General features: G+C 62.9%; 23 protein-coding genes. 6 read left to right on the top strand and 17 right to left on the bottom strand.

Annotated elements, in window-relative coordinates; genetic code table 11:
* The first annotated feature begins 21 nt into the window (after positions 1–21).
* The gene (gene pnp / locus HF027_RS13010; RefSeq protein WP_209316449.1) at positions 22–2151 is read left to right on the top strand and encodes a polyribonucleotide nucleotidyltransferase; all 2130 of its coding nucleotides are present in this window, start codon (positions 22–24) and stop codon (positions 2149–2151) included.
* A 228-nt stretch (positions 2152–2379) separates the two neighbouring features.
* On the opposite strand, the gene HF027_RS13005 is transcribed toward pnp, so the two are convergent.
* From HF027_RS13005 to dksA, 9 genes are all read right to left on the bottom strand, one after another.
* Positions 2380–3558 (bottom strand): acetyl-CoA C-acetyltransferase, encoded by a 1179-nt coding sequence (locus tag HF027_RS13005; protein WP_168016358.1) that lies wholly within the window; start codon positions 3556–3558, stop codon positions 2380–2382.
* A 278-nt stretch (positions 3559–3836) separates the two neighbouring features.
* Positions 3837–4217, bottom strand: a complete 381-nt coding sequence (gene panD, locus HF027_RS13000; protein ID WP_136254894.1) for an aspartate 1-decarboxylase — start codon at positions 4215–4217, stop codon at positions 3837–3839.
* A gap of 13 nt (positions 4218–4230) precedes the next feature.
* Complete coding sequence (panC, locus tag HF027_RS12995; RefSeq protein WP_168016356.1) at positions 4231–5091, bottom strand: pantoate--beta-alanine ligase; 861 nt, start codon at positions 5089–5091, stop codon at positions 4231–4233.
* Entirely contained in the window at positions 5091–5882 is a 792-nt protein-coding gene (panB, locus tag HF027_RS12990; RefSeq protein WP_168016354.1) for a 3-methyl-2-oxobutanoate hydroxymethyltransferase, read from the bottom strand. Before panB ends, panC begins: the two co-directional genes overlap by 1 nt.
* Positions 5883–6026: 144 nt before the next feature.
* On the bottom strand, positions 6027–6512 hold the full coding sequence (gene folK, locus HF027_RS12985; protein WP_168016352.1) for a 2-amino-4-hydroxy-6-hydroxymethyldihydropteridine diphosphokinase: 486 nt from the start codon (positions 6510–6512) through the stop codon (positions 6027–6029).
* A 4-nt stretch (positions 6513–6516) separates the two neighbouring features.
* Positions 6517–7932, bottom strand: a complete 1416-nt coding sequence (gene pcnB, locus HF027_RS12980) for a polynucleotide adenylyltransferase PcnB (RefSeq protein ID WP_168016350.1) — start codon at positions 7930–7932, stop codon at positions 6517–6519.
* Positions 7933–8844: 912 nt separating this feature from the next.
* Positions 8845–10227, bottom strand: a complete 1383-nt coding sequence (locus HF027_RS12975; RefSeq protein WP_168016348.1) for a sigma-54-dependent transcriptional regulator — start codon at positions 10225–10227, stop codon at positions 8845–8847.
* Between the two features lie 466 nt (positions 10228–10693).
* Positions 10694–11587, bottom strand: a complete 894-nt coding sequence (gene gluQRS, locus HF027_RS12970) for a tRNA glutamyl-Q(34) synthetase GluQRS (protein WP_168016346.1) — start codon at positions 11585–11587, stop codon at positions 10694–10696.
* A 147-nt stretch (positions 11588–11734) separates the two neighbouring features.
* Positions 11735–12172 carry an RNA polymerase-binding protein DksA gene (gene dksA, locus HF027_RS12965; RefSeq protein WP_168016344.1) on the bottom strand — a complete coding sequence of 146 codons (438 nt, stop codon included), beginning with the start codon at positions 12170–12172 and terminating at the stop codon, positions 11735–11737.
* Positions 12173–12414: 242 nt separating this feature from the next.
* On the opposite strand from dksA, the gene HF027_RS12960 reads away from it, so the two are divergent.
* Together HF027_RS12960 and sfsA are read left to right on the top strand one after the other, a co-directional pair.
* Positions 12415–13575, top strand: a complete 1161-nt coding sequence (locus HF027_RS12960; RefSeq protein ID WP_168016342.1) for an aminotransferase class I/II-fold pyridoxal phosphate-dependent enzyme — start codon at positions 12415–12417, stop codon at positions 13573–13575.
* 12 nt (positions 13576–13587) lie between these two features.
* The gene (sfsA, locus tag HF027_RS12955) at positions 13588–14370 is read left to right on the top strand and encodes a DNA/RNA nuclease SfsA (RefSeq protein WP_168016340.1); all 783 of its coding nucleotides are present in this window, start codon (positions 13588–13590) and stop codon (positions 14368–14370) included.
* Here the strand turns inward: sfsA and HF027_RS12950 are convergent.
* From HF027_RS12950 to HF027_RS12920, 7 genes are all read right to left on the bottom strand, one after another.
* A complete protein-coding gene (locus tag HF027_RS12950) occupies positions 14320–14688 on the bottom strand; it encodes a Rieske (2Fe-2S) protein (RefSeq protein ID WP_209316448.1) in 369 nt (122 codons plus the stop codon). The genes sfsA and HF027_RS12950 overlap by 51 nt on opposite strands.
* 42 nt (positions 14689–14730) lie before the next feature.
* Positions 14731–15189 (bottom strand): DUF4426 domain-containing protein, encoded by a 459-nt coding sequence (locus HF027_RS12945; RefSeq protein WP_168016336.1) that lies wholly within the window; start codon positions 15187–15189, stop codon positions 14731–14733.
* 95 nt (positions 15190–15284) lie between these two features.
* The gene (gene metW, locus HF027_RS12940; RefSeq protein WP_168016334.1) at positions 15285–15887 is read right to left on the bottom strand and encodes a methionine biosynthesis protein MetW; all 603 of its coding nucleotides are present in this window, start codon (positions 15885–15887) and stop codon (positions 15285–15287) included.
* A complete protein-coding gene (gene metX, locus HF027_RS12935) occupies positions 15887–17038 on the bottom strand; it encodes a homoserine O-succinyltransferase MetX (RefSeq protein WP_168016332.1) in 1152 nt (383 codons plus the stop codon). Before metX ends, metW begins: the two co-directional genes overlap by 1 nt.
* 87 nt (positions 17039–17125) lie before the next feature.
* Positions 17126–17716: a YggT family protein gene (locus HF027_RS12930; protein ID WP_168016330.1), complete on the bottom strand. Its 591-nt coding sequence runs from the start codon at positions 17714–17716 to the stop codon at positions 17126–17128.
* 124 nt (positions 17717–17840) lie between these two features.
* The gene (proC, locus tag HF027_RS12925) at positions 17841–18665 is read right to left on the bottom strand and encodes a pyrroline-5-carboxylate reductase (protein ID WP_168016328.1); all 825 of its coding nucleotides are present in this window, start codon (positions 18663–18665) and stop codon (positions 17841–17843) included.
* Between the two features lie 159 nt (positions 18666–18824).
* Entirely contained in the window at positions 18825–19547 is a 723-nt protein-coding gene (locus HF027_RS12920; protein WP_168016326.1) for a YggS family pyridoxal phosphate-dependent enzyme, read from the bottom strand.
* A 35-nt stretch (positions 19548–19582) separates the two neighbouring features.
* On the opposite strand from HF027_RS12920, the gene HF027_RS12915 reads away from it, so the two are divergent.
* Positions 19583–20617, top strand: coding sequence for a type IV pilus twitching motility protein PilT (locus tag HF027_RS12915; protein ID WP_168016324.1), 1035 nt, complete (start codon positions 19583–19585; stop codon positions 20615–20617).
* Between the two features lie 45 nt (positions 20618–20662).
* The gene (locus HF027_RS12910; RefSeq protein WP_168016322.1) at positions 20663–21802 is read left to right on the top strand and encodes a PilT/PilU family type 4a pilus ATPase; all 1140 of its coding nucleotides are present in this window, start codon (positions 20663–20665) and stop codon (positions 21800–21802) included.
* 53 nt (positions 21803–21855) lie between these two features.
* On the opposite strand, the gene HF027_RS12905 is transcribed toward HF027_RS12910, so the two are convergent.
* A complete protein-coding gene (locus HF027_RS12905) occupies positions 21856–23013 on the bottom strand; it encodes an anhydro-N-acetylmuramic acid kinase (RefSeq protein ID WP_168016320.1) in 1158 nt (385 codons plus the stop codon).
* Positions 23014–23151: 138 nt separating this feature from the next.
* Between HF027_RS12905 and tyrS the strand changes: the two genes are divergently transcribed.
* Positions 23152–24351: a tyrosine--tRNA ligase gene (gene tyrS / locus HF027_RS12900; RefSeq protein ID WP_168016318.1), complete on the top strand. Its 1200-nt coding sequence runs from the start codon at positions 23152–23154 to the stop codon at positions 24349–24351.
* Positions 24352–24797 lie beyond the last annotated feature (446 nt).

Raw genomic sequence — 24797 nt, 5'->3', positions numbered from 1 at the left:
GACAAGTTGAAGGAAGCCGCCGTGAATCCGGTCAAGAAAACATTCCAGTACGGTCGCAGTACCGTGACTCTCGAGACGGGCCGCATCGCTCGTCAGGCCACCGGTGCCGTCCAGGTCACCATGGGCGATACCGTGGTGCTGTGCACCGTGGTGGGCAAGAAGACCTTAAAGCCGGGCCAGGACTTCTTCCCGCTGTCCGTGCACTACCAAGAAAAGACCTATGCCGTGGGCAAGATCCCCGGCGGCTTCTTCAAGCGTGAAGGGCGTCCTACCGAGAAGGAAACCCTCACCTCGCGGCTGATCGATCGTCCGATCCGTCCGCTCTTCCCCAAGGGCTTCATGAACGAAGTCCAGGTCATCTGCAACGTGATGTCCGCTGATCGCAATCAGGATCCGGATATCGCTGCCATGATCGGTACCTCCGCGGCGCTGGCCATCTCTGGTCTGCCGTTCAGCGGTCCGATCGGTGCCGCGCGTGTCGGCTTCGATGATGATAAAGGGTACTTCCTCAACCCGACCGTCGAGGAGCTGACTCACTCGGAACTCAACATGGTCGTCGCCGGCACCGAGAAAGCCGTGCTGATGGTCGAGTCCGAGGCCAAGGAGCTGCTGGAAGACGAAATGCTGGGCGCGGTGTTGTTCGCCCACCAGGAAATGCAGGTCGCGATCACTGCCATCAACGAACTGGTGGCCGAAGCGGGCAAGCCGAAGTGGGACTGGCAGCCGGCGGAAGAGAACGTTGCGCTCAAGGAGGCCCTTGCCAAGGACTTCGAGGCCAAGGTCGGCGAGGCGTACCGCATCACCGACAAGATGGCGCGTCAGGATGCCCTGAGCGCCGCCAAGGACTCGGCCATCGAGGCGCTGGCCGGTGAAGAGTCGGGTGCCTTTGATGCCGAAGAAGTGGCCAAGGCCTTCGCCGCGCTCGAGAAGCGAGTCGTGCGCTCGCGTGTCGTCAAGGGCGAGCCGCGCATCGACGGCCGCGATCTCAAGACCGTGCGCCCGCTCGACATCGAAGTCGGCATGCTGCCCAAGACCCATGGTTCGGCGGTGTTCACCCGTGGTGAGACCCAGGCCATGGTCGTGGCCACTCTCGGTACCCTGCGTGATTCCCAGCTGATCGAGTCGCTGGAAGGCGAGCGCAAGGACCGTTTCCTGATGCACTACAACTTCCCCCCATATTGCGTGGGTGAAGCGGGCTTCATGGGCGGTCCCAAGCGTCGCGAGATCGGCCACGGCCGCCTGGCGCGTCGTGGCGTCCAGGCCATGCTGCCGTCCGATGAGGATTTCCCCTATACCATCCGCGTGGTCTCCGAGATCACCGAGTCCAACGGCTCCAGCTCCATGGCCTCGGTATGCGGTACCTCGCTCGCCCTGATGGACGCCGGTGTGCCCATCAAGGCACCGGTAGCCGGCATTGCCATGGGCCTGGTCAAGGACGATGACGGCTTTGCCGTGCTGACCGACATTCTCGGTGACGAGGATCACCTCGGCGACATGGACTTCAAGGTGGCCGGTTCGGCCTCCGGCGTGACCGCTCTGCAGATGGACATCAAGATCGAGGGCATCAACGAGGAGATCATGGAACAGGCGCTGCAGCAGGCCCATGAGGCACGCCTGACCATCCTCGAGCAGATGAACCAGGTGATCGGCCAGAGCCGCAGCGAGGTGTCCGACAACGCCCCGTCAATGGCCACCATCAAGATCAATCCGGACAAGATTCGCGACGTGATCGGCAAGGGCGGCGCGACCATTCGCAAGATCTGCGACGACACCGGCGCCTCTGTCGACCTTGATGACGACGGCACCGTGCGCATCTATGCCGAAGACAAGACGGCCGCCAAGGCAGCCATCGACACGGTACTTGCGATCACTGCCGAAGCCGAGATCGGCAAGCTCTACATGGGCAAGGTGGTGCGCATCGCCGACTTCGGGGCCTTCGTCAACATCATGCCGGGTACCGACGGCCTGGTGCACATCTCTCAGATCGTACCCGAGCGCGTAAACGACGTGCGCGAGTACCTCAACGAGGGTGACGACGTGATCGTCAAGGTGCTGGATATCGACAACCGCAACCGCGTGAAGCTCACCATCAAGGAGATCACGCCGGAAGAAAAGGCAGCCTTCGAGGCCGCCGAGGTCGTCGTCGACTGAACCTGAGCGACGCCGCAACGATAACGCCCCCGCAGCCAGGCTGCGGGGGCGTTTTTTGGCTCGTGCATGGCGGTGGCGCGGCTTTTCCGACGACAGGTCCCGGAGTGCCGGACCATCGCGGAGGCGCTGTGAACCCTTCCTTGGGCGCTACCGATGCCATCCATGGCATCGGACCTCCGCTCCGCCCTGCCCCCGGGGAACCGGGATCGCTCTTGTGGTAGTGCGGGCTTACCTCTCGATGGCTAGCGCCACCCCTTGCCCGCCGCCGATGCACAGCGTCGCCAGGCCTTTCTTGGCGTCGCGGGCGATCATCTCATGAACCAGCGTCACCAGTATCCGGCAGCCTGAGGCGCCGATCGGGTGGCCGATGGCGATCGCACCACCGTTGACGTTGATCTTCTCTGCGTCCCAGCCAAGCTCCTTGTTGACCGACAGCGCCTGAGCGGCAAAGGCCTCATTGGCCTCGATCAGGTCAAGCTCGCCGATCGCCCAGCCGGCCTTGTCGAGGCAGCGACGCGTCGCCGGCGCCGGACCAATGCCCATGATGGATGGCTCGACGCCAGCATTGGAATAGGCCTTGATACGGGCCAGTGGCTCCAGCCCCAACTCCTTGGCCTTGTCGGCGGAACACAGCATGACAACCGCGGCGCCGTCGTTGATCGAGGAGGCGTTGCCGGCGGTGACGGTGCCATCTTTCTTGAAGGCGGGACGCATGCCACCCAGTTTCTCAGCGGTCACACCGGCGCGCGGGCCTTCGTCGGTGTCAAATACCACGGGGTCGCCTTTACGCTGTGGAATCTCGACCGGCACGATCTGGCTCTTGAACTTGCCGCTATCGATGGCGGCCGCGGCCTTTTGCTGGGATGCCGCGGCGAATTCATCCATTTCCTCGCGGGTGATCCCATACTTCTCGGCCAGGTTCTCGGCCGTGATACCCATGTGATAGTCGTTGAAGGAATCCCACAGGCCATCGTTGACCATGGTATCAACGGCCTTCCAGTCGCCCATGCGCTGACCGGTACGAGAGTGCGGCAGGACGTGGGGCGACGCGGACATGTTTTCCTGGCCGCCGGCGAGGATCAGTTCGGCGTCGCCGCAGCGGATCGCCTGCGTCGCCAGATGCAGCGCCTTGAGGCCTGAGCCGCAGACTTTATTGATGGTCATGGCTGGCACGGCGTCGGGGAGGCCGGCCTTGATGGACGCCTGGCGTGCTGGGTTCTGGCCAACGCCCGCTGTGAGTACCTGGCCAAGCAGTACTTCGTTGACCTGATCACCTGCGACACCGGTCTGGGCGAGGATATCCTTGATAACTAGAGCGCCCAGATCGCTTGCAGGAATATCGGCGAGCGAGCCGCCGAAGGTGCCAACGGCAGTGCGGCGAGCCGCGACAATAACCACGTCTTGCATACAGAGACTCCTCGAAACGAGCTAGTGATCCTTTAGCATAGGAGAGTCGTGTGCGCCGCGACAATGGCTAATCGCGTACATGTGACCAAAGCGCAAGGTGAGCCGGGGGGTAAACAAGGTGATGAAATAGGCAATGGCCAAGGTCATCAGCCGCAAGAGGGAGACGAGCGCGGCGTCAGCAATGGGCGTTTTGCAACAGGAAGTGTGGCGACCTGCCCAGTAGGTCGACAGGGTTCCGTGGCCGGCACGTGCGCGTGCGCCGGCCATGGGCAGGTGCTTCAGGCGAGCTGGATGGGGATGGCATTACTGGTGTGGCTGACGTCGTTGCCTTCTTGCAGATAGACCAGCGATGGCTGGTGCTGCTCGATTTCACGATCATCGTAGTGGGCATAGCTGCAGATGATGACGCGGTCACCGGCACTTGCCAGGTGGGCCGCGGCGCCGTTCACCGAGATCACCTTCGAGCCTTCTTCGGCGCGGATGGCGTAGGTGGTGAAACGCTGTCCCCCCTCGACGTTGTAGATCTGGATCTGTTCGTTTTCGCGAATGCCTGCCATATCGAGCAACTCGCCATCGATGGCGCAGGAGCCTTCGTAGTTGAGCACGGCGTGGGTGACGCGAGCCATGTGTAGCTTGGCCTTGAGCATGATGGTGTACATCGGATTGCCCTCCTTATCCGTCGCGTTGCGACAGGTTAACGTTTAGGTTGTCGATCAGGCGGGCCGGCCCCAGTTGCGCTGCGGCGAGAATGATCGCCTCCTGGGTCTGGGCGTCGACCTCGCCGAGGTCGTCGGCGCGGCGCAGCGCCAGATAGTCGGGTACGAAACCGCGCGAGACCAGGCGCTCATGGGCGGTCGCGATGGCATCGGCGGCAGGTGTGCCGGCAATGAGCGCGTCGCGTAGCTCGCACAGGGTGGCATAGAGGCCGGGCGCCTGGGCCCGCTCTTCCTCGCTCAGATAGCCATTGCGTGACGATAGCGCCAGGCCATCGGCGGCGCGCACAATGGGCGCACCAACAATCTTGACGGGAAAATGCAGGTCGCGGGTCAGCTGGCGAATCACTGCCAACTGCTGATAGTCCTTCTCGCCAAAGCAGGCCACGTCGGGCTGCACCAGGTTGAACAGCAGGCTGACAACGGTGGCCACGCCATCGAAGTGACCGGGCCGTGAGCTGCCGCAAAGCCCCTCGCTAACCCCGGCCACGTGAACGCGAGTCTGTACGTCAAGGCCCTGAGGATAGAGTTCGCGAGTCGATGGGGCGAACAGCAGGTCGCAGCCCGCCCGTGCCAGTCCGGCCTGATCCTCGGCGAGTGTGCGCGGGTAGGCGTCCAGATCCTCGCCCTCGCCGAACTGCAGCGGGTTGACGAAGATCGTCGCCACGACAAGGTCAGCATGTGCCCGGGCCATGGCCACAAGCTCCAGATGGCCCTCGTGCAGATTACCCATGGTCGGCACCAGGGCGATGCGCTGCCCGGCCCGCCTGGGGCCAGCTAGTGCCTGACGCAGCGCCTGGATGTGATGCAGGGTCTCCATCAGAAGCAGTGCTCCTCTGCCGGGAAGCGGCGTGCCTTGACGTCGTCATGATAACGACGGAAGGCATCCTGGATATTATCGGCGTCGACCATGAAGTTTTTCACGAAGCGTGGCGTGCGCCCGTGGGTGATACCCAATACGTCGTGCATGACCAGGATCTGGCCATCGACATCGGGGCCTGCGCCGATGCCGATCACCGGCACCTCCAGTGCATCACGTACCTCGCGGCCAAGGCTCGCCGGCACGCATTCGAGCAGGATCACCGAAGCGCCGGCATCCTGTAGGGACTTGGCGTCATGGAGGATCTGCTCGGCGCGCGCCGTGTCACGGCCCTGAACCTTGTAGCCCCCCAACTGGTGCACCGATTGCGGCGTCAGGCCCAGGTGTGCGCATACCGGCACCCCCCGACGCGTCAGTTCGCGAATGCCCTCGGCCATCCAGGCCTCGCCCTCGACCTTGACGATTTCGGCGCCCGCGCGCATCAGCTCGCCGGCATCGTCGAGCAGCCTGGGTAGGCTCGAATTGCTCATGAAGGGCAGGTCGACCATTAACAGGCTGGCGCCCTTGCCACGAGCCGCGCAGCGGGTGTGGTAGCCGATGTCATCCAGCGTGACCGGCAGCGTGCTGTCGTGTCCCTGTAGCACCATGCCCAGAGAATCGCCGACCAACAGTACCTCGATGCCGGCGTCGCTGGCGGCGCGGGCAAAGGAGGCATCATAGGCGGTCAGGCAGCTGAAGGTCTCCCCCGCCCGCTTATGGGCCGAAAGCGTGCTCAAGGTGACGGTTTTCATAGTATTACGATCTCATCGATAGCGTCGTAGGACCGCGTTGACGTCGAGCGGTCGCCTGGCTGGCGTCGGGGGCTTTCGCCATCAAGGTGTTACCTGGCGGCCCCTGAAGTGTGAAATGGTAACAAGAGACGGGCAACTCTACCTCTAGGGTAACAGTGCCCGCAAGTCGCCAGCATCCTGCCAGCCAGGTTGTGTCGCGAGAGCCCCCAGGCCCGGCAGCTCGAGAGAAGGTGCCAACTCGTGCAACGGCACCACCACGAAGGCGCGGTTGGCAAGTTCCGGGTGGGGCAGGCGCAGGCGCGGGTGATGTAGACACTGATTGTCGTACAGCAGCAGATCCAGATCGAGGGTGCGCGGTCCCCAGTGCCGCTGTCGTACCCGGGCGTGGCGTTGTTCGAGGGCCTGGAGCTGGTCGAGCAGCGAGAGCGGTGACAGCCGGGTCTCGAGGTGCGCGACGGCGTTGATGAAGTCGGGTTGGTCCTGAGGGCCCACCGGACGACTCGCATAGCAAGAAGAGGCGGCTGCGACCCGGGTCAGCGGCAGCCTATCGAGCTCACCCAGTGCCCGCTCGACATGTCCAAGCGGGTCATCGAGGTTGCTGCCAAGGCCGATATAGGCATGTGAGAGCATCCGCTCAGTCCTGCTGGCTCGGCGATGAAGGTGCCGCACTGCGCCGCCGTTTCCGGGGGCGACGCTTGCGCTTCTTACCGTTACCGCTGCCGGCAGGGTCGCTGCCCAGCTTCTGCAGCAGGCGGCGCTGTTCGTGCTCGTCAGCATCCTGGAAGGCCGTCCACCAGCTGCCCAGGCCCGGCTCGATCTCGCCGGCTTCTTCGCGAACCAGCAAGAAGTCGTAGGCGGCTCGAAAGCGCGGATGATCCAGCGTCTGGAAGGCCTTCTTGCCGTGACGCTTGGGCAGGTGCATCTGTAGATCCCAGATCTCGCGCATTGGCATGCTGAAGCGTTTGGGGATCGATACGTGCTTGAGCTGGCGACTCACTACCTGCTGGGCGGCACTATGCATTGCCGGCACCGCGGGCATGCCATCGTCGATCAGTTCCTGTTGACGCCTCGTCACGCCAGGCCACAGCAGGGCGCCGATCAAAAAGGCAGGCGTGACGGGGCGATCGCGACGGATGCGGTCATCGGTATTCTCCAGTGCCCGTTCCATGAGCGGCTCCGCCCAGGGCAGCGCTTCCAGGGCCTCATCGGCCTCCGGGAAGAGCATCGGAAAGAGACCGTGGTGGCGCAGTGCCCGGAAGGTGGCCAGGGCGTGGCCGGCCAGGAACAGCTTGAGGATCTCGTCGAACAACCGTGCCGGGGGAATCTGCAGCAACAGCGGCGCCAGCTCATGGATCGGCGTCTCGGTGGCAGCGTCCATGGTGAAGTCGAGCTTGGCGGCGAAGCGTACCGCGCGCAGCATCCGCACCGGATCTTCCCGGTAGCGGGTTGCCGGGTCGCCGATCAGGCGCAGCGTGCGCGTCTCGATGTCGCGTACACCATTCGCCCAGTCATGGATCGAGAAATCGGCAATATTGTAATAGAGCGCATTGACCGTGAAGTCACGGCGCAGGGCGTCTTCTTCGACATTGCCCCAGACGTTATCGCGCAGCAGCAGGCCGTCTTGAGATTGCTGGGACTGCTGGCCGCCATGATCGTCGTTGGGACGTCCTCGGAAGGTGGTGACCTCGATCACTTCGCGGCCGAAACGCACATGGACGATGCGAAAGCGCCGCCCGATGATCCGCGAGTTGCGGAACAGGTCGCGCAGCTCTTCGGGTGTTGCATCGGTGGCAACATCGAAGTCCTTGGGTGTCTTGCCGAGCAGGGAGTCCCTGATGCTGCCGCCGACCAGGTACGCCTCGAACCCGGCATTGTGCAGGCGATAAAGAACCTTGAGCGCAGCATCGGAGAAGAGCTTGCGGGAAACGTCATGGTTATCGCGGGGAATAACGCGCAGCGCGGGGGTCTGATCGGCAGAGTCCTGATGGCCGAACAGTGACTTCAGGCGCTCACCGGGCGCTTGTAGAAAGCGGGTAAATCCTTTGAACATGCAGCGAAATCGACTCGCTAAGGCAAAACCCAAGTGTAGCCGACCGCCGACACCTTGGGAACCATTGCCTGGTTAGGGGAATGGGTTGTAAGCACTGTTTGTTGGAGCTGATGACTGAGAAAGAAGGGCTACGGCCGTCATGATCATCAGACGCAGAAAGGGGAGGCCAGCTGGCCTCCCCTGTAAGCATAACGTCAGCATCCCTGCTGTTAGTTTTTCTTCGTGATGGCGCATCGCCTTGAATACGCACCACAGTCACCAAATTTGGTTCAGGTAAGCAACATTGTTGTTTTTGTCGACCCTTCCTGATGGCGACCGTCTCGTATTCAAAACAATAGTCCAACCACGACGGCAAGAGTTTGCCTACCTCCGGTGTATTGTTGTTGTTACCGGAGGTGCATCGCATGAGGGCTTGTTATTGTTTTGCCCTGGCAGGATGCGTTTCGTCTTGGTCAGCTTTCCGAATCCTCGACCGCAGTTATTGTTGTGGTGGTCGAGCCGCACTGAAATGGCTTGTGTTTGTTGTTGCCATCATGAGTGCTGTGTCCGCGCCATCAGCGTTGTTGTTGTTAGGCTGTTGGCGGTGTCTGAGGTCTCAACGTTGTTGTTGTTAGCGTGAGCCTCAGTGACGTTCGGCTGTTGTTTTTCTTGTCCTAATGATTGCACTGCTCGTGCCATGATCAGGAAAATTCAGTAAAAACAGATTGTTATAGTTTTCTGGATCTGTTCCATCGGTTCTGCACCTCGGTTGTGTTACCCCCTTTGCCGTATCTTGGGGCGATTCTTGAGTGGGACGGTAACAACTGGTGCAGAGATGGCGAACATGATGATCAAAAGTGCCGGCGAATGGAACTCGTGGGCCGTTAGACCATGGTCGTGTCAACCGGGCGAGGCAGCAATGATCAGGACTGATCAGGTCGGTCGGCTGCGACTGCTGCGCTTTCTGGGGATGCCAAGCCGCTGCCTGCGCTCCCAGAGGCACTTGCGGCTGATGCCGAGCTTGTGGGCCAGTTCGGTCTCGCTCATCTGCTCCTGGTGCTCGAGCACGAAATGCTGGAAGTAGTCCTCGAGGGACAGGTCTTCTTCGCTGGTGTCGCCTGCTTGCGCGACATCGTCATGCGTTGCGACCACATTGGCTGATGAGCGAGCGGTGTTTTGTGAGGGTGCCTTGCGCAAGCCCAGGTCGTCAGGATGAATCAGATGACCTTCGGCGAGGATGACGCCGCGCTCGAGGGCATTCTCGAGCTCGCGAACGTTGCCGGGCCAGAGGTAGTCACGGATCTCGCGCCTTGCACTGCGCGACAACTTTAGCCCCTTGCGGTTATGGCGTTGGCAAGCGCTATCGAGCAGCACATCGGCGATGGTCATAATATCGTTCTCGCGCTCGCGCAGCGGCGGCAGATCGATCTGCATGACGTTGAGGCGATAGTAGAGATCGAGTCGGAACTCGCCTGTCTTCGACATGGCCTGGAGGTCGCGATGGGTCGCGGCGATCAGGCGTACGTTGACGTGACGCGTGTCCACCGAGCCGATCTTGCGGATCTCGCCTTCCTGCAGCACACGCAGCAATCGAGCCTGGGCATCCGGAGGTAACTCACCGATCTCATCGAGAAACAGGGTGCCGCCGTCCGCGGCCTCGACCAGGCCAGTCCGGGCGGCACTGGCGCCAGTAAAGGCCCCCTTCTCGTGGCCGAACAGCTCGGACTCGATCAGGGTCTCGGGGATGGCCGCGCAGTTGACGCAGATCAGTGGCGCCTTGTCGCGCCGGCTCTGACGGTGGAGCGCGCGAGCCACCAGTTCCTTGCCGGTCCCCGACTCCCCCTGGATCAGCACCGTGACATCGGCCGGCGCGGTCTTGCGAATACGCGAGTAGACCTCCTGCATGGCCGGACACTCGCCGATCATGGTTGGCGGTGCGGGCTCCTTCACGGGGGCGGGCTTCTCGTTACCGGGTTCGGCGAGCAGGTGTTCCACCATGTCGACCAGCTCAGCATGGTCAAAGGGCTTGGCGATATAGTCCACGGCCCCCTGCTTCATGGCCTCGACGGCAGAGCGAATGCTGGCATTGCGGGTCATGATCAAGACCGGCACGGGGGTGGCACGTTCGATCATTGTGGTGCCAGGATCGCCAGGCAAGTGAAGCTCGCTGATCACCAGGGAGAAGCGCTGAGGGTCCAGGGCCTCTGCTTCGACGACCGAGACGGCCTCGCTGACGTCGTGGCCACGGCGCTCCAGCAGTTGCTTCAGGGCACTGCGGATGATGCTTTCGTCTTCAACGATCAGAATCCGGCTCATGGTGGAGCTCGTCGTCCTCTTTGCTCGGGGGCCGCCTGCTGGCGGGAAGCCACATGACGATGCGGGTACCGCTGTCGCGCCCGTCGGGGAGGTGGAACGATATCGATGCGGCCATGGTGGTTAGCGAGTAGGCCAGCCACCAGCGCCAGCCCCAGGCCTGTGCCCTCGTCGGGCGCCCTGGGAGGGGTGAAAGGCAGGCTCGACACCCTGACCGGTAACGGTCACGCACCATTCTACGCCATCTCTCCCCGGGTCATCGTCGACGTTGGGCATTGATTTCGATGGTGCCTCATGGCCCGGAGCAAACGCTTGGCATCCCATGCCACCGTCAGGGCCGCCAGGCTGTGATTGTGCAAGCTCACATCGTGGCCCGTGCGCGCCAGCCGGATCAAGTGACGGGCGTCGTCGCTGCCTGTAGCGAGCTCGCCCCGGGCCTGCGTGATGATCGGCTCTGGGTCCTCAGGCCTCAGTCCTCGGGCCAGTCAGGTGCAACCCCTGAGCCACCGGTCTGCAGTCGTGTCGGGTCCCAGGCCTCGATGGCAGCCTTGAGTTGCTCCTCGGCCGGCGCGGTGGCAAGGGCCGTGTCGGGCGCCTGGTCGAGCGCCATGAGGGCTTGATGCAGCAGCGGCCGCACTCGCGCGTCCTCGGGTAGCGGACGCGCCAGGTTCTGTTTGGAGAGTTTCTGGCCGTCGTCGCCGATGATCAGTGGCAGGTGCAGGTAGCGTGGCTCGGGCAGTGCCAGGGCGACCTGAAGCTGGCGCTGCCAGGGGGTGTTGTCGAGCAGGTCTTCGCCACGTACCACATCGCTGATGCCTTGATCGGCGTCGTCGACCACCACCGCCAGCTGATAGGCCCAAAGGCCATCCTTGCGCTTGAGTACCACATCGCCGAGGTCGGCGGGATCCAGGCACTGTCGGCCATGGAGCCGGTCCTGCCAGACCACCGGTCGCCACCCGAGATCGCTGCGCAGTCGCCAGGCCACTGGTGCATCGGGGTTACTGAGACCGTCGCGGCACCAGCCTGGATAGATCGGATAGTCGCGCCACTGCTTGCGCGAACAGCTGCAGGGGTAGGCAAGTCCCGCTTCGGCGAGCCGTACAAGGGCTGCCTGAAAGGCTTCACCGCGGCTCTGTTGATAGTGCACCGTGCCGTCCCAGTGAAGCCCGAAGGCCTCTAGCTGGCGCAGGATGGTGTCGCTTGCCCCGGGCGGGCAGCGTGGCGGGTCGATGTCCTCGATGCGTACGCTCCAGTGGCCGCCTGCCTGGCGAGCATCCAGGTAGCTGCCCAGCGCCGCGACCAGCGACCCGAAGTGCAGCGGGCCGGAGGGGGTCGGGGCAAAGCGTCCGCGGTAGTCGGTCATGGCTGAAGGGTCATCAGGAGGTAGCGGTTTTTATCGGTGCACGTCGAGGATGGACGGCCTTGGCCTGCTGTATACGCCGACGGGCACCCGAAGGTGCCCGTCGAAGATGGCCAAGGTTACTGCCAAGGAATGGCCGGCAAGCGTTTGTTAGCCACCGAGCTGCTTTTCCTTGAGTTCGGCAAGGGTCTTGCAGTCGACGCACTGTGTCGCCGTTGGGCGCGCCTCGAGACGGCGGATGCCGATTTCGACGCCGCAGGCTTCACAGAAGCCGTAGTCGTCTTCGTCGATTTTCTCGATGGTCTCGTTGATCTTCTTGAGCAGCTTGCGCTCGCGATCCCGTGTGCGCAGCTCCAGATTGAAGCCTTCTTCTTGCGTGGCGCGGTCCGCCGGGTCAGCGTAGTTGTTGGCGTCTTCCTGCAGATGGCGCACGGTGCGGTCCACCTCTTCCATCAAATCCCTTTTCCAGTCGAGCAGGATTTCACGGAAGTGCGCTAACTGCTTGTCGTTCATATACTCTTCACCCGGTGCCGGTTCATACGGGGTGAATCGCTTGAGGGCTTCCGGGGTTTGTGCTGCTGCTGCCATGTGGCTGCCTCATTACTCGAGTGACTGGGGCCAATACCCGATCGAAGGGTGCTGTCCATCGCGGGCCCAAAACCCAGTGTATTTAGCGAAAAAAAGCCGAGAACGCAACCGTTGTGACATCTTCTTTACTATAGAGGCGCCTCGCTGAACGGTTATCATAACGGTCTGACCGTCGCATCTGCCGGTGGTGCCCTCCGCCGCTAGCCATCGTTACTGTCCACTTTTACTACAGGAAATCGCCCATGTCGTTCAGTGCCAGGCTGGATCGTGTTCAGCCGTTTCGGGTCATGAGCCTGCTTGAGGTCGCCCAGGCCCGTGAGGCGGCGGGTCACGACGTCATTCACCTGGAAATCGGCGAGCCCGATTTTCCGACCCCCGAGTCGGTGATTGCCGCCGGCCAGCAGGCACTGGCGGCAGGTCGCACCCGTTACACGCCTGCGGCAGGGCTACCGGCGCTGCGCGAGGCCATTGCCGGCCACTATGCCGAGCATTTCGGCGCCCAGGTCGATCCCGCACGGATCATCGTCACCCCCGGTGCCTCTGGGGCGCTGTTGCTGGCCAGCCAGCTGCTGGTCCAGCGCGGTGACAGGGTGCTGATGGCCGACCCGACCTATCCCTGCAACCGTCACTTCATGGCGCTGGCCGAGGCCGAGCTCGATACCGTAGCGGTGGGACCGGATAGCGATTGGCAGCTGAATGCTGAACTGATTGAGCGCCACTGGCGCGACGAGACGCGGCTCGCGATGCTTGCCACGCCGTCCAATCCGACGGGCCATACCCTGGACGCCGGCCAGATCGCCGCGGTGGCAAAGACCGTGGCCGCGCATCGGGGGGCACTTTTGGTCGACGAGATCTATCAGGGCCTGAATTATGACGTGGCACCGGTATCGGCAGCTGCGGTGGCGCCCGAGGCCTATGTGGTCAACAGCTTCTCGAAGTACTTCGGCATGACCGGCTGGCGCCTCGGCTGGCTGGTGGCGCCCACGGATGCCGTGGAGCCGCTGACGCGACTGGCCCAGAATATCTTCCTGGCGGCGCCGACGCCTTCGCAGCATGCGGCCCTGGCTGCCTTCACGCCGGAATGCCGCGACGAGCTGGAACGCCGTCGTGGTGAGCTCCACCGGCGCCGTGATGCATTGCTCGACGGCTTGGCGGGCCTGGGGCTGGCGCCTTCGCTGCCGCCTCAGGGCGCCTTCTATCTGTGGCTCGATATCAGTCGCTACAGCCGCGACAGCCTGGCGTTCTGCCGCCGCCTGCTGGAGGAAGAGAACGTCGCCATCACCCCGGGTATCGACTTCGCGGTAACAGGGGGCGAGCGCCATGTGCGCATCGCCTTCACTGCCGAGCGTGCCCGCCTCGAGGAGGCGGTAGCGCGACTCGGGCGCTTCCTGACCCGTCAGTAAAGGGAAGGCTCTATGGACTATTCACGACTGGTGCCTGGCACGCTGATTCGCCGCTATAAGCGCTTCCTTGCCGACGTTATCCTCGATGACGGTCGCGAGGTGGTGGCCCACTGTCCGAATACCGGCTCGATGCGTGCGGTCAACGTGCCCGGGGCACGGGTTTGGCTGTCGCCGAGCGACAACCCCAAGCGCAAGCTAGACTGGACCTGGGAGCTGATCGCGCTGCCTCAGTCAGAGGGCGACACAGCGCTTGCTTCGGTACATACCGGTCGCACTAATGCGATCGTCGAGGAGGCGCTGCGCGCCGGCACCATCACGCCGCTTGCCGGTTATGCCGAGCTGAGGCGAGAGGTCAAGGTCGATGGAGCGCGGCTCGATTTCCGCCTGCGTGGAGGAGAGGGCGGTGCCGCTCCCGGTGTCGAGGCTTATGTCGAGGTCAAGCAGGTGACCCTCAAGGAGGAAGACGGTCACGGCTACTTCCCGGATGCCGTCAGCGAGCGCGGGCGGCGTCATCTCGAGGTGTTGAGCCGCCTGGCCGCTGAAGGCCAGCGTGCGGTGCTGCTGTTCTGTGTGGCGCATACCGGCATCGACGACGTGGCGCCCGCGCGGCATCTCGACCCTGCCTATGCCCAGGCGCTTGGCGAGGCGGTCGCCGCGGGTGTCGAGGTGCTGGCCTACGGCTGTGAGGTCGATTGGCGGCAAGACGCGCCGGTTGGCATTCGCCTGACGCGGCCCTTGCCGGTATCACTCACTCGCCAGGTGGATCCCGCCGTCATCGTCGATGGCGAGTGCTAGCGGCACAAGCGAGTCATATTGGCAGGGGCCGGCCACGCACTCGCCGTTCTCCGGCAGGAAGAGGGCGCCGTGGTGGGCGCACTGGATCAGCTCACCGCCGTCGGCAAGAAAACGATTGGCGTCGATATCGAGCCGGCTGTCGCGGTGCGGGCAGCGGTTTTCATAGCCATGCAGTTGGCCGTGCACACGCACCACAAAGCCCGCGCGGCCATTGGGAAGCATGACCGCGGCGGCGCCGGTGGCGTCGAGGTCGGTTACGTGGGCGAGACGGGCGTCGCGCATGTGCGCTTCTGCCGATGTGGCGTCGATTCTATTCAAGCTGGGCTCGGTACACGTCAGTCAGATTCACGTCAGCTCGGGTCAGCGATCAATATAGAATCGTTGGATGAAGCTCACCTCGCCAGGCGGGGCATTGCGGTCATAGCGCACCCGCAGATCGAAGCGCATCGGCTCGTCTTCCTGAATACGGAAGGTGGCCAGGTGATAGATGGCGCCCTCTTCGCGCACGGTGCGAAAGCTCAGTGGCTGAGACTGGCCGGCGAGGTTGCCCACGCGGCCTTCCACCGACGCCTCCACCGGGCGGGTGGTGCCGTCGTCCTGTTCTTTGCGCACGCTGACGTTCAACAGGGCCTGCACCCGGCTGCGCTGGATGTCGTTGGCCGCCGCCACCTCCTGAGTCAGAAAGCTGGTGTTCACCGCATTGTAGTGGACCTGGTAGCGGCCGAAGCGCTCGAACTGCTCGGCCTGGGCCGTACTCAGGCCCCAGCCAGACCCTGAAATCAGAGCAAGGCCGAACAAGAAGGCGATAGCCCGGCTCATGCTCCTATTCCTTCTCCTATTCCTTGTCCGACCGGTTGGCCGATGGATCGCTTCCACCATGATGCCGCCCTCCTGAAAGCAAGACGTTGTGACGCTCAGGCGTTGCCTGAGCGGCTGACGCGGAAGATCGCCGTTTCACCAAACAGATTAGGCCACATCCGCGAGCTCCAGTGAGCCTTGTGCACACCGTTGCCGACCGCTTGGTCGGTGATGATCAGCCCCTTGTCGCGACACAGGCGTTCAAAGTCGTTGAAGGTCGAGAGGTGGATGTTGGGGGTGTCGTACCAGGCATGAGGCAATGACTTGGACACCGGCATGTAGCCCTTGAACCCCAAGTACATGCGGTGGCGCCAGTAGGCGAAGTTGGGGAAGGTGATAATGCACTCCCCGGCCACCCGCAGCATCTCGTCGAGCATCAGGTCGGGACGACGCAAGGCTTGCAGCGCCTGGGTCATGATCACCAGGTCGTAGGCGTTGTCGTCGAAGTTGGCCAGGCCCTCGTCGAGGTTCTGTTCAATGACGTTGACGCCGCGGGTGACGCAGGCGGTCAGGCCGTCAGGGTCGATCTCCAGACCATAGCCGGTGACCTGCTTGTCGCGCGCCAGGGCATCGAGCAGGGTGCCGTCGCCGCATCCCAGGTCGAGCACGCGGGCGCCCTCCGGCACCCAGCCATGGATCAGTTTAAGGTCAGCGCGCATCAGGAGCCCTCCAGCTGCTGGTCCCTTGCCACGCGCGCCATGAAGCCTGCGAACACTGCTTGATAGCGGGGCTCGGGCAGCAGGAAGGCATCGTGGCCGTGGGGGGAATCGATGTTGGCATAGCTGACTGGTTTATCGGCGCGCACCAGGGCGTCGACCAGTTCACGGGAACGCCACGGCGGGAAGCGCCAATCGGTGGAAAAGCTGACCACCAGGAAGGGACACTTTGCTGGCGCAAGTGCCGCCGCCAAGTCGCCTCCATGGGGTGCCGCCGGGTCGAAGTAATCAAGCGCCTTGGTCATCAGCAGGTAGGTGTTGGCGTCGAAAGACTCGGAAAAGGTATCACCCTGGTAGCGCAGATAGGACTCCACCTGAAACTCGACGTCATAGCCAAAGCCGAGATCCTGACGCAGGTCGCGGCCGAACTTGGAGCCCATCGCTGTCTCGGAAAGATAGGTGATGTGGCCAATCATGCGCGCCAGTTTGAGGCCGCGCCGCGGCAGGGTGTTGTGTTCGCCGTACCAGCCGTCGTGGAAGTCCGGGTCGGAGCGAATGGCCTGACGTGCGACCTCGTTGAAGGCGATGTTCTGCGCCGACAGTCGTGGGGTGGCGGCGATGACGCCGGCATGGGCGATGCGCTCAGGGTAGGAGAGCGCCCACTGCATCACCTGCATGCCGCCGAGGCTGCCGCCGATCACGGCGGCAAAGCAGTCGATGCCCAGCCGGTCGGCAAGCCGGGCCTGGCTGTGTACCCAGTCGCTGACGGTCATCATCGGAAAGTCCGGCCCCCAGGGGCGGCCGGTTTCCGGGTTGATGGACAACGGCCCGGTACTGCCGTGGCACCCCCCCAGGTTGTTGAGCGAGACGACGAAAAAGCGGTTGGTGTCGATGCTCTTGCCGGGGCCTATATGGGCATCCCACCAGCCGGGCTTGCGCTCGTCTGCATGATGGCGCCCGGCGGCGTGATGGTGGCCGGACAGCGCGTGGCAGATCAGCACCGCATTGGTACCCTCGGCGTTGAGGGTGCCATAGGTCTCGTAGACCAGGGAGTAGCTGGGCAGCGTCTTGCCGCAGGCCAGGGCCAGAGGATCGTCGAAGTGGGCCGTCTGCGGCGTGACCACGCCGACCGAGTCGGCATCAAGCTCGGGCATGGCGGTTTCGGTATCCTGTTAGAAAAAGATGAACGTCGGTGAGGCGCTCGGCCCCACTCGTGGCGCGACCCATCATGGTGCTTGCCATCACAGGCCCACCAGCGCGCCGGAAACGCCGGCTGCGCGGGTCAGTGAACCGACGATCAGGCTGTCGAGCAGGCTGATGGCGATGAACACCACGATGGGGGACAGGTCGATCATGCCCAGCGGCGGGATGACCTTGCGCACCGGGGCCATGATCGGTTCAACCAGCTGCATCACCAGCAGCGCGCCGGGATGGCTCGCCTGGGGGGCCACCCAGCTCAGGATAATCATCACGATCAGAGCAAAGAAGTAGATCTTGAGAATGCCGCTCGCGAGTGCGGCGACGCCGGCGATGGCGATGCCGGCGATCGGTGGCATGCCGTAGCCGGCCACCTGCATGATCAGGATGATGCTGACCACCTTGATCAAGAAGGCGGCCGCCAGTGTTGCCAGATCGAAGCGCCCCACCGGGCGTAGAAAGCCCTGGAAGGGCTTCACTACCGGCTGGGTGACCTTGACCACCGACTGGCTGATCGGGTTGTAGTAGTCGGCGCGAGAGGCCTGCAGCAGAAAGCGCATCATCAGCATTAGCAGATAGATGTTGATCAGCGTGTTGACCAGCAGCAGGCCGGCACTACCCAATTGACTGCCCATGGGGGCTCCTTAATTTACAACAAACGACAACAATGAACGGTGATGACGACAGGGATCACCTTAGTGCTGATATAGACAGCACTTCAGTGGGCAGCCGGTCAGCCGGCCACCCTATCCCAGTGGATTACTTCTGGCCGAGCTCTTCACCCATTTCTCGGGCACGGGCGGCGCAGACCTCGGCGGCTTCGAGGAAAATCTGACGCAGACCGGCCTGCTCAAGGTGGTTCACTGCCCGCTCGGTGGTGCCGTTCGGCGACATCACGTTGCGACGTAGCTGAGCGGGGTCGGTGTCTCCCTGCTGAACCATCTGGGCGGCGCCGAGCCCGGTCTGCACAGCCAGGCGGCGGGCACTTTCGGCGGGAAGCCCCATCTTGACGCCTGCTTCCTCCAGCGCCTCGAAGACCAGATAGAAGTAGGCAGGAGCGCTGCCGGCCACGGCGGTCACCGCCTCGAGTAGCACTTCTTCTTCGACCCATTCCACCAGGCCGACGGCTTCCATCAGGCTGGTCGCCAGCGTCTTCTGATCGTCGTTGACGAGACGGTTGGCGTACAGGCCACTGGCGCCAGAGCCTACCAGCGATGGCGTGTTGGGCATGCAGCGGATCACCGGCAGTTCACCGCCCAGCCACCGCTCCAGGGTCTCGGCGGTCAGGCCGGCAGCGACAGAGACGATCAGCGGCTTGCGCTCCTGCACGGCATCACGCATGGCGGCACAGACGTCATGCATGATCTGCGGCTTGACCGCCAGCACCACCACGTCTGCGTTGGCCACGGCGGCATTGTTATCCGTTTCGGTATGGATACCGTAGCGCTCGCGCAGCGGGGCAAGCGTGGCATCGTCAGGAGAGGTGGCGGTAATCGCCTCGCGGGGGTAGCCGCTTTCGATCATGCCGCCGAAGATGGCACTGGCCATGTTGCCGGCGCCGATGAAAGTCACGTTGCTCGCCATGTGGGAATCCTCGTTTGATGTCTGGGTGGCAGTGTGCCTATCCGGGTGACGTCGTTATCGTGGCGTGCTGGGTTGTCACGCTCAGTTGCCGTTCCATATCGTCATTCGGAGGCGTTGCGACAGATCTTGTAGCCAAGACCTGGGGCTATACCGCCATGCTTATTGATCGGATCGCTGCGTTGGGCGCGGCCGCGCGCCGAACAGGGCAGTGCCCAGGCGCAGCAGGGTCGCGCCCTCGGCAACGGCAGCCTCGAGATCATCGCTCATGCCCATCGACAGGGTATCGAGCTCAGCCTCGGGAAAACGTGCCTTGAGCCCGTCGAGGGCCTCGCGCAGCCTGGCAAAGGGGGCACGCTGCTCGGCAGCAGTGGCGCTCGGGGCGGGAATGGCCATGAGCCCGCGTAAGCGCACGCCCGGTAGCGCCAGCACCGACTCCACCAGCGGCTCGAGGGCCTCAAGGGTGACGCCGGCCTTGCTGGCCTCCTCGCTGATGTTCACCTGCAGGCAGATATTCAGGAGTGGCCTGTCGTCGGGGCGCTGTTCGGCCAGGCGCCGTGCGATCTTCTCACGATCGACGCTATGAACCCAGTCGAAGTGCTCGGCGACCTGGCGAGTCTTGTTCGACTGCAACGGCCCGATGAAATGCCAGACGATGTCGTCTAGATCGGCAAGTTCGGCCTGTTTGTCGAGGGCCTCCTGCAAATAGTTTTCCCCGAACTGACGCTGACCGAGGCCGTGGGCCTCGCGGATCATCGCCGCGGGCTTGGTCTTGCTGACCGCCAGCAGCTCAGCGGCCTGCGGCTCACGGCCCGCGTCATGCAGTGCGGCATCGAGCCGCGACCGGGCAGCGGCGAAGGTTTCGGATAACACAACCTCTGGCATACTGGAGCGACCTTACCTGGGAGCAGGGGAATCTAATGGATATTACCGAACTGCTGGCATTCTCGGCAAAGCAGAACGCGTCGGATCTGCACCTTTCTGCTGGCTTGCCGCCGATGATTCGGGTCGACGGCGATATTCGCCGGCTCAATGTCCCCGCCATGGACGATAGCGAAGTTCGTGGTCTGATCTACGACATCATGGGTGACCGGCAGCGCCGCGACTTCGAGGAGTTCCTGGAAACGGACTTCTCCTTTGAGGTGCCCGGTGTGGCACGTTTTCGTGTCAATGCGTTTCAGCAAGGACGCGGCGCCGCAGCGGTGCTGCGTACCGTGCCATCTGAAGTGCTGACCATGGAGACACTGGGGATGGGGGATGTCTTTCGTCGCATGGCGCAACTTCCACGTGGCCTGGTGCTGGTCACCGGCCCAACCGGGTCAGGCAAGAGCACCACGCTTGCGGCGATGATCGACTTCATCAACGACACGCGTTATGACCATATCCTCACCATAGAGGATCCGGTGGAATTTGTGCACCGCAGCAAGCGTTGCCTGGTCAACCAGCGCGAGGTGCATCGCGATACCCAGGGCTTCGCCCCGGCGCTGCGCAGCGCCTTGCGCGAGGACCCGGACGTGATCCTGGTCGGCGAGCTTCGGGATCTGGAAACCATCCGGCTGGCGCTGACCGCTGCCGAGACCGGCCATCTGGTGTTGGGTACCCTGCACACCACCTCGGCGGCCAAGACGATCGACCGTATCATCGACGTCTTCCCCGGTTCGGAGAAGGATATGGTGCGCTCGATGCTCTCGGAGTCGCTGCAGGGAGTGATATCACAAGTGCTGCTCAAGCGTGCCGGCGGCGGCCGGGTGGCGGCACACGAGATTCTGGTGGCAACCTCGGCGATTCGTAACCTGATTCGCGAGGACAAGGTGGCACAGATCTATTCGGCCATGCAGACCGGCGGCAACCTGGGCATGCAGACCCTGGATGCAACCCTGGCCAAGATGGTCAACGATGGCGTCGTGGTACGCGAGGAAGCACAGGCTCAAGCCAAGGGCGTGCTTTCCAGCTGAGCCTGCCAAGATGGCGTCCACTAGCAAGGGAACAGGCGGAACATAATGAAAGCGAATGAATGGTTACAGCAGCTGCTCGAGATCATGGTCGATAAGGAGGCGTCCGACCTTTTGATCTCGGTTAACGCTCCCCCTACCCTCAAGATGGCCGGCCAGCTCACGCCGCTGGGTGAACAGGTGCTATCGCCGGCGCAAGTCGCCGAACTGGTCAAGGCGGCCCTGCCACAGTCCCAGCGCGAGCGTTTCGCCACCGAGCAGGAGGCCAACTTTGCGCTCAGCCTGCCCGGGCACGGGCGTTTCCGTGTCAGCGCTTTCCAGCAGCGCAATCAGCCGGCCATGGTGCTGCGGCGTATCTCCTTCGAAATCCCAAGGCTCGAGACGCTGAACCTGCCACCGACGCTTGGCGAGCTGGCCGGTGCCAAGCGTGGTCTGGTGCTGGTGGTAGGCGGTACCGGTACCGGTAAGTCAACGACGCTGGCGTCGATGATCCAGCAGCGCAACGAGACAAAGGGCGGGCACATCATCAGCATCGAAGACCCTATCGAGTACGTGCACCCGCACAAGAAAGCGATCATCAATCAGCGCGAAGTGGGTATCGATACCGAGTCATTCGAGGTAGCGCTGAAGAACACCCTGCGTCAGGCACCGGACGTGATCCTGATCGGCGAAATTCGTACCCGAAAGACCATGGAGCATGCCCTGACCTTCGCCGAGACCGGCCATCTATGCCTGGCGACTCTGCATGCCAACAATGCCAACCAGGCCCTTGACCGGATCATCAACTTCTTTCCGGCCGAACGCCACGATCAGGTGTGGCTCGACCTGTCACTGAACCTGAAGGCGATCGTCGCCCAGCAGTTGCTGCCAACGGTGGACCATGGGCGCCGGGCGGCCATCGAGATCATGCTGCGCTCGCCGCTGATCAGCGACCTGATCCGCAAGGGAGAGGTCGCCGAGATCAAGGACATCATGTCGCGCTCACGGGATCTCGGCATGCAGACCTTTGATCAGGCACTTTATGATCTCTACAAGGGCGGTGTGATCAGCGAGGACATCGCCATGGTCCATGCCGATTCGGCCAATGATCTGCGCATGATGATCAAGTTCGGTGATGAGGGGAGCGTGGCCGATGCCAAGGGCGCTGCCACTCACTTCGAACTGCGACGCGGCGATGACTATGAATGAGGACGCGCAGTGATCAGGCGGGGTCTGCCTCGCCGCTCGCGTCAGGGTGACTATCAGGGGGAGTAGACGCCACCTAGCACGCGGGGGCCGGCCGCGCCGGTGACCGCGGGCAGGTTGCCCGGCTGTTGGATCAGGCGTCGCCAGGCGAGCCAGGCGAAGGCGCCCGCTTCCAGCCAGTCGGCGCTCCAGCCATCCTGGTCAATCATGCCGACCTGTGTCGAGGGCAGTCGCCGGGCTAGCCGAGCGAGCAGGTCTGCGTTGCGTGCCCCGCCACCGCAGGGTAGCAGGCGTGCCGGCGGTGGCGCCTGGAAGTGCGCCATGGCCTGCTCAATGCCGAGTGCGACACTGGCCGCAGTCAGCTCGGCGAGCGTTGCCTGTACGTCCTGAGGCGCCTCGTCTCCGTTCAGTTGGGCATCCAGCCAGGGCAGGTGGAAGGCCTCGCGGCCGGTGCTCTTGGGCGGTGGGGCGGCGAAGAAGGGCTCCGCGAGCAGGCGGCTGAGCAGGGGCTCGATGACGCGACCACCTGACGCCCATACGCCGTTTGCATCGAAAGGGGCGCCTTGGTGGCGTTGGTGCCAGCCGTCCAGCAAGACGTTGGCCGGGCCGGTATCGAAACCAATCACCTCGGCCGTGCTGTGCTCGGGTGGCAGCAGGGTCAGGTTGGCGAAGCCGCCCAGGTTGAGCACCAGTTGCCAGTCATCTGGGTGACGAAACAGCGCCGCATGAAAGGCCGGTGCCAGCGGAGCCGCTTGGCCGCCCGCGGCCAGATCGCGACGCCGGAAGTCGGCCACTACCGGGCAGTCGGTCAGCTCGGCAAGAAGGCTCGGATTATCCAACTGCAGGGTATAGGGGGCGCTGGGCTCTCTGCCGGAGTGCCCAAGGGGGGCATGCTCGATGGTCTGGCCATGACTGCCGATGGCGGCCACCGCGCTTGCCGGCGTGTTGCTCGCCGCCAGCAGCTCATTCACCGCGCGAGCCTGCAGACGACAGAAGGCGTCCTCGGCGCGGGCCAGGTCCGCGAAGCGCACGCTGTCGGCATGGCATAGATCAAGCAGTGTGGCACGCAGGTCGACAGGCATGGCCAACTCATGCGTGGCCAGCAGGCGCGGTGAACCCACAGTGCCGCCTTCCCCAGGCACCCCGCATTCGACGAGGGCCGCGTCGATGCCATCGAGGCTCGTTCCCGACATCAATCCGATCAGCAATGGCATGTGTGCCCCCCTCTGGTGTGTCTGGCGCTCAACCGATTGAGCAAGTCATGCTACCATCTGCCCCATTATCAGGCCTGCCCTTGATGACAAAGGGCCTTAACCTGGCGATCAACTGCTTTTGAGGGGAGAACGGTAACGATGTCCGACGTCGCTGATGCGCTGGCGCTGCTTGAGCGCGGCACCCATGAGATTCTGCTGGCCGATGAGCTCAAGGAGAAGCTTGTCTCTGGCCGTCCCCTGCGCATCAAGGCCGGTTTTGATCCGACCGCGCCGGACCTGCATCTGGGCCACAGCGTACTGCTGACCAAGATGCGCCAGTTCCAGGATCTCGGTCATACCGTTATCTTCCTGATCGGCGATTTCACCGGGCGTATCGGTGACCCCACGGGCAAGAACGTTACCCGCAAGCCGCTTACCGAAGAAGAAGTGAAGGTCAACGCCGAGACCTATAAGACACAGGTCTTCAAGATCCTCGATCCCGAGAAGACCGAGGTACGCTTCAACGCCGAGTGGTTCTCGGCGATGAGTGCCGCCGACATGATCGAACTTGCTGGCCAGAGCACCGTTGCTCGCATGCTGGAGCGCGACGATTTCGAGAAGCGCTACCAGGGCGGTCAGTCGATCTCCATTCACGAATTCCTCTATCCGCTGGTACAGGGCTATGACTCCGTGGCGCTGGAAGCCGATGTCGAGCTTGGTGGCACCGATCAGAAGTTCAACCTGCTGATGGGGCGTGAATTGCAGAAGCATTTCGGTCAGTCGCCGCAGGTGGTGATCACCATGCCGCTGCTCGAAGGGTTGGATGGCGTGCAGAAGATGTCGAAGTCGCTGGGTAACTACGTCGGTGTCGATGACACGCCAGGCACCATGTTCAACAAGCTGGTGTCGATGCCGGATAGCCTGATGTGGCGCTACTTCGAGCTGCTGTCGCTCAAGTCCAACGAGGAACTCGGCGCACTCAAGCGTGATGCCGAGCAGGGCGCCAACCCGCGCGATATCAAGATGGTGCTGGCGCGTGAGCTGGTTGGGCGCTATCACGGCGAGGAAGCGGCAGCCAATGCGCACAAGTCAGCGGGCAACCAGTTGGCCGATGGCGAGCTGCCTGACGATCTGCCCGACGTGCATCTCGACTTTGAAGGCAGCGAGAAAGCGCCGATCGCTGCGGTGCTCAATCGTTCGGGTCTTGCCAATAACAGTGCCCAGGCCAAGGACATGCTCGGCAACGGTCGCGTCAAGGTCGATGGCGAGGTGGTCGCGCGCGATCACATGCTCTCGACAGGTGCGAGCTATGTGATTCAGGCAGGCAAGAAGCGCTACGCTCGCATCATTCTCGACTGACAGCCTGCCTCTTCATGTTTTTCCTTTGCGAGGCGCTACCAATACCCTGTGTAGTCCTCGCGCTACAGACGCCCGCCCTCGTGCGGGCGTTGTCGTGAGCGGGGCCTGGTTATCCACAGCCCCTCGCCCCTGTCATCTATCCACAACCGCTCATTCACCTTTTTGAAAGAAAGGGGTTGTGTCGCTCCGCGATAGTCCGTAGAGTACGCATCCGCTGCCGCCGACGAGCAAACGTCGGAAGCGGTGTAGGGTGTTGGAAGCACTTGTTTTCGTTAAGGTTTTTCGGTTCGCTTGAATCGATCAGCATTGACAAAGCAGCCGGAAACGGTAAAATGCTCCTCCACTCGATCGGCGTTCAACTCGCCGCTGGTTTGCCCGGTCATCAACGGCAAGCGCTAACAGCAAGGGTTGACATTTACTGCCGATTCAGTAGAATACGCCTTCCT

Origin of the sequence: Halomonas salinarum, assembly GCF_012062845.1 — a bacterium.
GTDB lineage: Bacteria > Pseudomonadota > Gammaproteobacteria > Pseudomonadales > Halomonadaceae > Onishia > Onishia salinarum.
This window is presented reverse-complemented; position numbering and strand designations above follow the sequence as displayed.